Annotated in this window: 9 protein-coding genes and 3 pseudogenes; 4 read left to right on the top strand and 8 right to left on the bottom strand. The window is 69.1% G+C overall.

The genetic code is table 11. The features are described 5' to 3' along the window. Positions 1-478: 478 nt before the first annotated feature. Positions 479-1,649: pseudogene (locus ACIP98_RS41320) on the top strand (IS3 family transposase). Between the two features lie 201 nt (positions 1,650-1,850). Here ACIP98_RS41320 and ACIP98_RS41315 read toward each other — a convergent pair. The 3 genes and pseudogenes from ACIP98_RS41315 to ACIP98_RS41305 all read right to left on the bottom strand — a co-directional run. Then, on the bottom strand, positions 1,851-2,723 hold the full coding sequence (locus ACIP98_RS41315; RefSeq protein WP_401981894.1) for a hypothetical protein: 873 nt from the start codon (positions 2,721-2,723) through the stop codon (positions 1,851-1,853). 65 nt (positions 2,724-2,788) lie between these two features. Then, the gene (locus ACIP98_RS41310; RefSeq protein WP_401981896.1) at positions 2,789-3,280 is read right to left on the bottom strand and encodes a TerD family protein; all 492 of its coding nucleotides are present in this window, start codon (positions 3,278-3,280) and stop codon (positions 2,789-2,791) included. Positions 3,281-3,932: 652 nt separating this feature from the next. Next, a pseudogene (locus ACIP98_RS41305) lies at positions 3,933-4,430 on the bottom strand (exonuclease domain-containing protein); the annotation flags it as partial. Positions 4,431-4,912: 482 nt separating this feature from the next. On the opposite strand from ACIP98_RS41305, the gene ACIP98_RS41300 reads away from it, so the two are divergent. Continuing rightward, positions 4,913-5,446, top strand: coding sequence for a DUF4236 domain-containing protein (locus ACIP98_RS41300; RefSeq protein ID WP_401981892.1), 534 nt, complete (start codon positions 4,913-4,915; stop codon positions 5,444-5,446). 185 nt (positions 5,447-5,631) lie between these two features. Here the strand turns inward: ACIP98_RS41300 and ACIP98_RS41295 are convergent, their stop codons facing one another. From ACIP98_RS41295 to ACIP98_RS41280, 4 genes are all read right to left on the bottom strand, one after another. Then, positions 5,632-6,192: a Uma2 family endonuclease gene (locus ACIP98_RS41295; protein WP_401981889.1), complete on the bottom strand. Its 561-nt coding sequence runs from the start codon at positions 6,190-6,192 to the stop codon at positions 5,632-5,634. A gap of 678 nt (positions 6,193-6,870) precedes the next feature. Beyond that, entirely contained in the window at positions 6,871-7,074 is a 204-nt protein-coding gene (locus ACIP98_RS41290; RefSeq protein ID WP_401981886.1) for a hypothetical protein, read from the bottom strand. Positions 7,075-7,476: 402 nt separating this feature from the next. Continuing rightward, complete coding sequence (locus tag ACIP98_RS41285) at positions 7,477-7,854, bottom strand: hypothetical protein (protein WP_401981883.1); 378 nt, start codon at positions 7,852-7,854, stop codon at positions 7,477-7,479. Beyond that, complete coding sequence (locus ACIP98_RS41280) at positions 7,851-8,111, bottom strand: Arc family DNA-binding protein (protein WP_401981881.1); 261 nt, start codon at positions 8,109-8,111, stop codon at positions 7,851-7,853. The genes ACIP98_RS41285 and ACIP98_RS41280 overlap by 4 nt, the downstream gene beginning before the upstream one ends. 377 nt (positions 8,112-8,488) lie before the next feature. Between ACIP98_RS41280 and ACIP98_RS41275 the strand changes: the two genes are divergently transcribed. Both ACIP98_RS41275 and ACIP98_RS41270 read left to right on the top strand, forming a co-directional pair. Further along, complete coding sequence (locus ACIP98_RS41275) at positions 8,489-8,749, top strand: type II toxin-antitoxin system Phd/YefM family antitoxin (protein WP_401981878.1); 261 nt, start codon at positions 8,489-8,491, stop codon at positions 8,747-8,749. Then, positions 8,746-8,991, top strand: a complete 246-nt coding sequence (locus tag ACIP98_RS41270) for a type II toxin-antitoxin system RelE/ParE family toxin (protein ID WP_401981876.1) — start codon at positions 8,746-8,748, stop codon at positions 8,989-8,991. The genes ACIP98_RS41275 and ACIP98_RS41270 overlap by 4 nt, the downstream gene beginning before the upstream one ends. A gap of 269 nt (positions 8,992-9,260) precedes the next feature. Here ACIP98_RS41270 and ACIP98_RS41265 read toward each other — a convergent pair. Continuing rightward, positions 9,261-9,528 (bottom strand): annotated as a pseudogene (locus tag ACIP98_RS41265) (ISAs1 family transposase); the annotation flags it as partial.

Raw genomic sequence — 9,528 nt, 5'->3', positions numbered from 1 at the left:
GCATCTTCCGCCACGCCCGCTGCAGCCCCAACCGCCTGTCGTCAGCAGCCAAAGCCATCCTCACCCTGGAGAAGCAACGCTGAAAAAGCTCATTGCTCTGAGGCCCACAGGTACGCGCCCAGCTGGCGGAACTGAGGCCGTCAGCGCGACTCAGCGGAGCCCAGTCACGCAGATTTGACTGAGCAAAGCCATACGCGGCAGCCGCCGCCCCGTGCTTCGGGTCAGAGAGCGAGTACTCCAGGGTGGCCCTTCTTTCAGGGATGACACAGCCCGGCGTGGCGAACTCTGCATCGCATCGCAGATTCGCCTGAGCCGGACTATCCCAGTTGGCGTTGGGCTGCGTGGGGATGCTGCCGGTGGTGGTGACGTACATGTGGTATGTCGTCTGGAAGCTGTCTGAAGCACCGGCGGGTCTGCCGCACGATCGGGTGACATCTGAACTGGCTTGCCCTGTGGGGCGGGTGGGAAGGATGTCGTTGTGCCCAAGCCTTATCCGGAAGAGTTCCGTGAGGACGTCGTGCGGGTCGCGAGGAACCGCGGGCCGGGTGTGACGGTCGAGCAGGTGGCCACCGACTTCGGGGTCCACCCGATGACGTTGTGGAAGTGGATGCGCCGGGCGGACATCGACGACGGGGCCAGGCCCGGGGTGACCAGCCAGGAGAGCGCGGAACTGCGGGAAGCTCGTCGGCGGATCAAGCTGCTGGAGCAGGAGAACGAGGTCCTGCGCCGGGCCGCGGCCTATCTGTCGCAGGCGCATCTGCCGGGAAAAGGATCTACCCGCTCGTGAAGGAGCTGGCCGGGGACGGGGTGCCCGTCACGGTCACGTGCCGGGTGCTGAAGCTCGCCAGACAGCCCTACTACCGCTGGCTGGACAAGCCGGTGACCGACGCCGTGCTGGAGCAGGCTCGTCGCGCGAACGCGCTGTTCGACGCCCACCGCGAGGATCCCGAGTTCGGCTATCGCTTCCTGGCGGACGAAGCCCGCAGCTCGGGGACCGCCATGGCCGACCGGACCGCATGGCGGATCTGCCGGGACAACCACTGGTGGAGCGTGTTCGGCAAGAAGCGCGGCAGGACCAAGAAGGCCGGCCCGCCGGTGCACGACGACCTGGTCCGCCGCAACTTCACCGCTGACGCTCCGAACCGCCTATGACTTGCCGACATCACCGAACACGCTACCGGCGACGGCAAGCTCTATCTCTGCGCGATCAAGGACGCCTTCAGCAACAGGATCGTGGGCTACTCCATCGACGCGCGGATGAAGTCCCGCCTGGCCGTGGCCGCCCTGAACAACGCCGTGGCCCGGCGTGAACACGTCGACGGATGCATCCTGCACAGCGATCGCGGATCGCAGGGTGGATTCAACCGGTCCCGGAAATTCGTCAGGGCACTCGATCGCCACCGGATGGCCGGATCGATAGGGAGAGTCGGGGCAGCCGGCGACAACGCGGCCATGGAGTCCTTCTTCAGCCTGCTGCAGAAGAACGTCCTGGACCGCCGGAGCTGGGCCACCCGCGAAGAACTGCGGATCGCGATCGTGACCTGGATCGAGCGGACCTACCACCGCCGCCGCAGACAAGCCGCACTCGGCCGCCTGACCCCATCGAATTCGAGACCGTCATGACCACATCGGCCCTCCAGGCCGCGTGACCGAACCTGTCACCCGAAACTGCATCAGACCCATGTCGGTGAACTCCACCTGCAGGCCCAGCCCTGCGCGCGGCGGCCGCGGTCGCGGAAGTAGATCTCCTGCAGGCCCTCGGCGGCGATAGCGCGCATCTGCTGTTCGCCGGCGTCCTGGGCGTCGAACAGGCGGGCCGTGTAGGCCGGCGGGGAGGGCCTAGGTGATGATCAAGTGCAGGCAGGCGTCGTCAGTGGTACCGGGGCAGCGGTGAAGCCGAACCGGGCCCAGGCTTCGATGACAACGCCGCCGATGATCGCCGCAGCCGCCTGCGGGCGAGGCTTTCCAGGGTCATTCTCCGGCCAGGTTGCTGCCGCGGGCGGTTCCGTGCCACCACCGTCAAGGTCATGCAGGACGGCATCGCGGAGAACGGGACCGCCGCTCTGCTGGGCCCTTACCTCACCGCCTGCGGCTACGTCTCCGGCAACAGCGGCATCAGCTTCGTCGTAGTCGCCGTGCTGGAAACCCCACGAGTCGTTCACGGTCAGGCATTCCCGAAGCGCCTCCGCTCCAGAACCAGCGGGCACCAACCCCAGGCGCATCGAAGGGTCGGCTGCCAAAAGCTCTGCGGCGTATGCAACCGCCCGCTCCCCTGCCGAGGTCCACACCGCAGCCGCCGGTGCCAGACCGGGCCAGATCTGGCCGTAGGGCGCGGTGACCGCAAGACACCTGGCCACGTCGCGTTCGTCGTCACCTTCTTCCGCTGCCGTGTAGGTGCTCCACCAGCGAGACAAGAGGCTCTGCGGATCGTGCGACCTGGGGTCGGAAAGCTTGTCCAGCCAGAGCTCACCCGACCCCCAGGGGCGGAAATCCTCGTCGTCATCCAGACCGGTCAGAAGCAGCGGCCAGAGGCCGAGAGAGTCGTGAGCAGAACACAGCTGGGCCCAGATGTCGGGATCGGCGGCGCCGTCGCTCATCCAAAGGACTGGGGGACCGTCTCCTTCATCGGCGTGGACCGTCGTGCCAGGCGGCAGGCGCACGGGTGCACGACGCTCGTCCGTGGCGCCGAGCAGCGCGGCGAGCTCAGCAGGCAGAGTGTTCACGCGCCGCACTGTAGGGCAGGACTCCGACAGGGCCCCTTGGTACACCCCGGACACGCAGCTCGAGCCTATCGGCGGCGCAGCCGTACGCGTCCGGGCCTGGCTGCGTACGGGACCGCCCGTGCACCGCCTCTGCGGACTGGAAACCTAGTCCTCGACGTCGACACCGTACCTGTCCGCCAGGGCGTCAAGTCCGAAGTCGTAGCCCTGCCCGACCACGCGGAGGCGCCACACGCCTCCTCGGCGGTAGACCTCCGCACCAGGGTCTGCTCGCTCGTCGCCGCGTCGAGGGTGGCTGCGACCAGGGCATGTCCGCCTGCGGGCCGGGCCGTCAGCTCGATGGCGCCGACCTCCCCGAAGGTTCTGCCGGCACTGACAGCAGCGGCGATGACGATGCGGGCCACGTCCGCCGGGATCCGTTCCAGGTCGAGGTGGACCGTCTGTTCCGCGGGACCGTCCACCGACAGGGATGCGGCTCCTTCCGGAGTGGCGGTCTGGTTGAAGAAGACGAAGTCGCTGTCGTCTCGTACTTGCTCGGTCTCGTCGACGCAGAAGGCCACGACGTCCACGTCCGCCGCTTCCCATCCCCAGCGGGCCGACAGCCGTGACGCTCTTGCTGAAGTTCACTGCGGCTGTTCCCCCGTGCTCGCTGATGCGTGCCCGCAACTCGGCCGCTTCCTTGTGCGGCTTGCCGATCACCAGCACACGCTGCCCGTGTAGCGGAAGCTGCTCCGTGGCGGCACCGAGCGGCGCCTGATTCGGTACCCGCGGCTGGGCCGGCCTGGCCGCGGCAGCTTCCTTCGACATCCCCGGCCGCACATCGCGAAGCAGCTGAAGAAACTCGGCCTCTGTCACCACCAGGGTTCCCTCGGCGGCAGCCCTCCGGGCCTTCCCCGACCCACTCAAGGCGTCATTGGTGACCAGAAGACTCGTCCGGCCGCTCAAGCTGCCGGTCATGTCCAGGCCTGCGGCAGCCGCCTGCGCCGCGAGGTCCTCGCGAACCAACCGCGTGTCCCCTGTGATCGCAACCTTCATCCCCTGTACCAACGGCTCCCCTTCCGTAGCACGCCCCGGGTAGGCCCACGCACACGGAACCTTCGCAGGCCTCGGCCGGTAGATCACCGGGGCGCTCTCCCGCCGGCAGTCCACCAACGGCACCGGCGTGTAACTGCGCCCTGCGTCGGCCAGCATGGGGAACAGGACACCGGCAGCAACCCGGGCGTCGTCGAGCGCATCGTGCGCCCGCACCTGGCTGACGCCGTAGTGCCGTGCAACCGTTGCCAGCTTCGCGTTCGCAATCGGCAGTTCCAAGCGCCGGGCGAGAGTAAGCGTGCACAAGCGCCGCGCGGGAGGCAACGCAAGCCCGGCGCGCGCAGCTTCCGCGGCCAGGAACCGCCAGTCGAACTGCGCGTTGTGCGCGACAAACAGCCGCCCCTCAAGCCGGGCGAACAGCTCCGGTGCGATGTCCACGAACCTTGGCGCACCAGTGAGCATCTCCCGCGTGATGCCGTGGATGTCGGTCCGCCCCGGATCACAGCCCCGGTCCACCAGGGTCGTCCACTCCCCCTGCACCGCACCCCGAGGGTCCATGTGGACCACGCCGGCCTGCAGCACCCGTCCACTGCCCGGATCCAGAGCCGACGTCTCCACATCCACGACCGCAAACCCGTCCGGGCACTCCGCAGGCAGCGAAAAACCCCGGACGGACATCTGCACATCTGCCATGGACGCGAAGGTACCGCCCCACGCTGACAGGCCTGCCCCGCACACCCGCCGACACCCGCACCACGAGCATCTCCAACGGGGCCACACGCCCAGCTCGCGCCATGGCGGTCAGGATGTGACGCAGGCTGCCAAAGGGGTACGGCGAATACTGCGCACGGCGCGGGAGTCGGCAGCGCCGGGGCCGGCAACAGGCCACCCGTCCGGCCAGGCTGCCCTGTTGGAATCGTGCGCCCAGTGCGCCAGTGCCTTTCGCAGCCGTCCGCGATGGGCCTGGCGGTCCTGCACGGCCTCGGCAACGAGCAGCCTGTCAGGCTGCGGCCGGGGCCGTCGACAACGCCGGAGCAGCCTCCCAGCGCGCATCCCTGGCGTGAGGCTTCCGAGGGACTTCAGTGCGGAAAGACCCCATAACGACAACAACTGCCTCACATTCCCGATACCGTCACACCTCTGCACACTCGGGGGGCTCCATGGGTATCCAGATCAGCAAATCCTTCAAAGTCGCGCCCGGCGTACGCGTTCGCCTCGGCAACAAGTCATCCAGCCTCAGCGTTGGCGGTAAAGGCGGACGGGTCACGCTGAACAGCAGCGGCCGGCGAACCACTACGGTTCGCATCCCCCCCGGTGTGTCCTACACAACCAGCAGCGGCGGTGTTCGGCAGAGGCGCTCTCCCAGTCGCGCGGCAGCGAAACCGTCCATCCCGGCAGTCGCTGATGCGACAGCACCTCTCGGCCCGCAGATCGCACCACGGCGACGCATCCTCGGAGGATGGGTGGCAGCAGACCTGCGTGCGATCGTCATTCACCGGACGGGTCAGGACGATCTGCGGATCCCCTTGGCTCAGTTGGCAAAGGTGGATCTGGAGGGCAAGAGGTTGATCATCTCCGCGAGTAGTTACGGCAGGATGGAACTGCAGCTCACAACATTCATGTCTTCTCGGGATCTGCACTTCGTCGAAATCGTCGCTCGAGCAGCGGGGCTGACCGCCAGTCCAGGAGCGTGACCACAGACCGCCCTCACAGGCCAACGCAGTCCTGGCCAGCAGGCGGGGCGGCACCGACCCCCCACCACTGATGACGGCCCTCCGGCCCTCTGGTGGGTACCGCAGTTCTCCGCCCGCTGCACCGACGGCACCGTGCTGCTCGCCGACTGCCCCAGCGACCCCGGCAGCGGCGAACGCGCTCGCCCTTACCGTCGGGTGAGGCGCGCTGGGTCGATGTCGAAGGGGAAGGGCTCGGTGACGGCGGTGGTTTCGCCGGCCTGGACGAGCCGGTCGGTGTAGGTACCGGCTTCGAGGTGGCCCAGGTACAGGCGCGGTGCCGGTTCCAGCTCCGCGCGCCAGTAGTGCGCGATGCCTGCCGCGGCGTACAGGGCGGGCTTCATCTTCCGGTCCGTGACCCGGGTGGAGGGCGAGGCGATCTCCACCACGGCGATGACGTCGTGGGCGTGGACGGCCGCGCCGGACAGGTCCACGCCGGCGTCCACGACGGCCAGGTCCGAGATCATCAGGCCGTCCGGTACAAGGACGTTGATCGCGTCAAAGACCAGCACCGGAGCACCGGCGGCTTCGGCGGCCTGTTCGAGCAGCACGTGCAGGCGGTAAGAGGCCCACTGGTGGGCCAGACCGGGAGCAGGACTCATCATCAGCGCGCCCCCGACCAGCTCGATCCGGTTGCGCGGGTCCTCGGGCAGAGCCAGGACGTCCTCAACCGTCCACGGCCCCAAATGATCTTCGGCGGCAACGCTCACGCTCCCCTTCACCTCCTCGGCTTGCTGCATTCAGTCTGACCTGCCCCCAGCCTCTTTACCAGCCGCCCTCGCCCTGTGGCGGGCAGCCGTCTCGAAGCGACTACGGGCTCCGCCGTGTGCCCCGACCGTCCCGCTGTGCAGGTGCAGCCCGGCCACGCCCAGCACCCTCCGGCCTCGTGACCCCATCACGGCGAGACGCCTGGCGGCCTGAGGCCCGCCCGTCCGGACGTGCCTTTCCGGTGGCTGGGTTCCCCGGCAAGGGGACCAAGGCCCGTCATCAGCATGACCCCGTAGACGAACCCGACGCCGGCCGGAGCGTGGCTGCCGAGCCTGTCCGGCAGGCCGGGGCCAATCGGATCGACGGCTAGGACGTGAGCAAGCGAGGTGTCCGCGTCATCGTGACGGACCTGGATCGGGTTCGTCGACGCCCCCCAGCCATGCCTGCCCTCCCGGATGGACACGACGAGGCAGTTCCGGTCCCCGGTTCGGCGCAGCCCGCAGCCGGGTCCCGGGGTAGGCGCGGCATGCCTCTGGTGGGGTGAAAACCCAGCCGCGCCATAAGAGGACCAGCCGAACTCACCGCTCTTGTCTGGCTTCCAGCTGCTTCTGGCGGGCGGCTTCGACATACCGGGGCGCGAACTTCATGTTGTATGCCTCGGGTAAGTCGTACGGCGATTGTTAGAAGTCCGGGACGAAGCTGTCGCCGTCCTCGTGGCACAGGTGGCATGCCGCGCACCACTCGGTGCGCCAGCCGTATGCCACGGCGCGGACCCCGTCGAACACCTCGTCGAGGGGGGCCGTCCACCCGGTACCAGCGGTGGAGATCCCTCGCGCCGCACTGCGGACAAGACGCCGCAAGGTCTGCGGCAGCCGGTTCGCCATCGAAGGCGGCCCGCCATGCGGCCACCAGCTCGGATGGGACAAGCCGCCAGCCGCCCGGGCCGATCAGCTCGAGCTCGTCGACGTCGAACAGGTCCAGTTCCATGGCCTCGATGGCGCCGAGCATGTGGCACTCGCCTGTCTCCAGATCGACCCGGACGGGGCCGATGCCGATCACCATCCACGACGGGTCACCGGTCTCCAGATAGCGGCGATCCTGATAGCCGAAGTACGCGGCCCCACCCGCCACAGCCACATACCCCTCGATCGGCACCAACTCCACGCGGGCATTGAGCGGATCCTCGTCCACGAAGGTCCGGGCCAGCTCCGCCGCACGTTCAACGCTGATCATCGATCCGTCCTCGGCAGGCCGCAGTTGTGGCAAGACATCAGGCGTGACGCCCGTCAGGTGAGGTCCAGACCCCTCACCGGCTGCCCGGCCCACCGGCCGGGGGCGGCGGTGGCGATGACCGCGCCGTCGGGGCGTTCCGGGGCGGGTAGGGCGGCGTGTTGGGTGTGGGCGGCGGCCCAGGTGGTCTCGTGGGCGATGGCGAGGGCGGCGGGCAGGTCGAGGTCGACGACGGTGATGCCGGGCAGGGCTGCGATGTGCTCGCCGGTGCCGGGGCGGGCGCGGTCGGCCTCGACCAGGGCGCAGGCGGATGCGTACAGGTACCAGCCGGTTTCGGCGTGGGCGCGGTGGATGAGGCGGGAGGCGAGGCGGTTGCCGCGGCCGGCGGCGACCAGGGCGGTGTCGTCGAGGACGACGTGCACGACCTGGCTCACCGGGCGGTCGTGGCCCGGGTCAGACGGCGGTCGAGTTCGGCGTCCAGGTCGTCCTGCTCCGCGCGGGTGGGGGCGTAGCCGTTCCACTCCTTCAGCACGGCGCGGGCCTGCTCGGCACGCTCCGCCCGCTCAGCCGGGGTCAGGAGGCTGTCGGCCAGGCGGGCCAGGTAGGCGCGCAGCGACAGGCCCTCGGCAGCGGCGATCTCCGCCAGCCGGTCCCGGGCCTCGGCCGGGATCCGGACATTCGCATCGGACATACGGGGCTCTCCTCCGTTCGTGGTGCTGCACGACACTATTGGGGGTACGGGTACGTACCCGTGGCCTTTCCGGGACGCAGCTGCCACAGGGGAACAGGGCGGCATCACCGGACTCTCCACGGGCAGAGACCCTGGTTCCCGGTGTCGACGCCGTGCCTGTCCGCCAGGACGGCACGCCGGAAGGCGTAGCCCCTGCCCGATCCCGCGGAGCCGCCGCACGCCTCCTCGGCGCAGACTTCCGCGAGCACCAGGGTCCGCCGGCGCGAGCTCCCGGATCGCACGCAGCCGACCACCGCACTCCACGGATTGCCGACCGGAAACCAGCGCTCCCTCCTATGCCCTCATCACCATGTGCACACTTGTGTAAGGTGGTGTACATGACGGAGACGACGTACTCGATCGTGGAGGCCCGGGCCCGCCTCGGCGCCATCGCTCGCGAGGTCAGCGCTACCCGCGAACCGGTCGCCATCACCGACCACGGCCAGACCGTCGCCATACTCGTCAGCCCCGCCGACGCCCTGGAACTGCAGGAACTGAGGGCCCTGGCCGCCTACCGCGCGCGCCAGGCCCGCGGTGAGGACGCCGGCATCCCGCACGACGAGGCCTACCGGCGGATCTTCGGCGAGGGCAAGGCGTGAGCTACGAGGTCATCTGGGAACCCGAGGCCCTCGCCCAGGCCGAACGCCTGGCCAAGGACGACCCTGACGGGGTACGGCAGGTGTTCACCGCCGTCGACCACCTCGCCGCCGACCCCCGCCCCGAAGGCGCATTCGGCAGCACCGACCTGCTACGCATCCACATCGGCGCCTACCGCGTGATGTACCAGATCAGCGAACAAAAGATCCGCGTCAACGTCATCCACCTCGGACGCGTCCACTGACCCATGACCGACCAAGCGGCCAGGTCGCCCCGCACGCGCGGCCCGCGGGGCGCATGAGCCGCGGCGCGCCAGACCAGACCAGGCCGGGGTGGGCTCGGGGCCGGAAGCGCTCGAGCGCAGAGCCGTCCGGACCGGCGCCAAGCAAGGTGGATCGCCACGGCGTTGCGTCTGCTGATGCGATGCGTCAGCCGACGGTCCGTACAGCCTGGGATGCTGACGGGGAGCACGGGGTGAACAGCGGGACCGGGGTCGCAATGGCCTCCGCGCCGTCACATCAGGAGGAGCAGGCGTGAGCGTTGTCCGGCTGCGCGAGCATCAGGTCGAGGCGAACGCGCGGATCCGGCAGTGGGCGGGATTCCCCGCACGCTCCCCCGTGCCCGCCGGCGGGGCGCGTTGCCGGTTCGCAGCTGGGAGGCGTCCTCGGCGAAGGTGGTGTCGCGGACATGGTGCAGGGCCTCGATCTTCCAGTGGTCGCGGACGAGTTCGGCGAGCTGGGCCGCGGTGGCCTGCTCGGCGGTCAGGCTGGTGACGGCGTAG

This window comes from Streptomyces sp. NPDC088354, from assembly GCF_044753585.1.
GTDB lineage: Bacteria > Actinomycetota > Actinomycetes > Streptomycetales > Streptomycetaceae > Actinacidiphila.
This window is presented reverse-complemented; position numbering and strand designations above follow the sequence as displayed.

What these genes read in the sequence shown, in the direction of transcription:
- ACIP98_RS41275 (WP_401981878.1), top strand. Translation starts at nt 8,489, where the DNA reads ATGACGGAGACGACGTACTCGATCGTGGAGGCCCGGGCCCGCCTCGGC.
- ACIP98_RS41290 (WP_401981886.1), bottom strand. Translation starts at nt 7,074, where the DNA reads ATGGCGAACCGGCTGCCGCAGACCTTGCGGCGTCTTGTCCGCAGTGCG.
- ACIP98_RS41300 (WP_401981892.1), top strand. Translation starts at nt 4,913, where the DNA reads ATGGGTATCCAGATCAGCAAATCCTTCAAAGTCGCGCCCGGCGTACGC.
- ACIP98_RS41280 (WP_401981881.1), bottom strand. Translation starts at nt 8,111, where the DNA reads ATGTCCGATGCGAATGTCCGGATCCCGGCCGAGGCCCGGGACCGGCTG.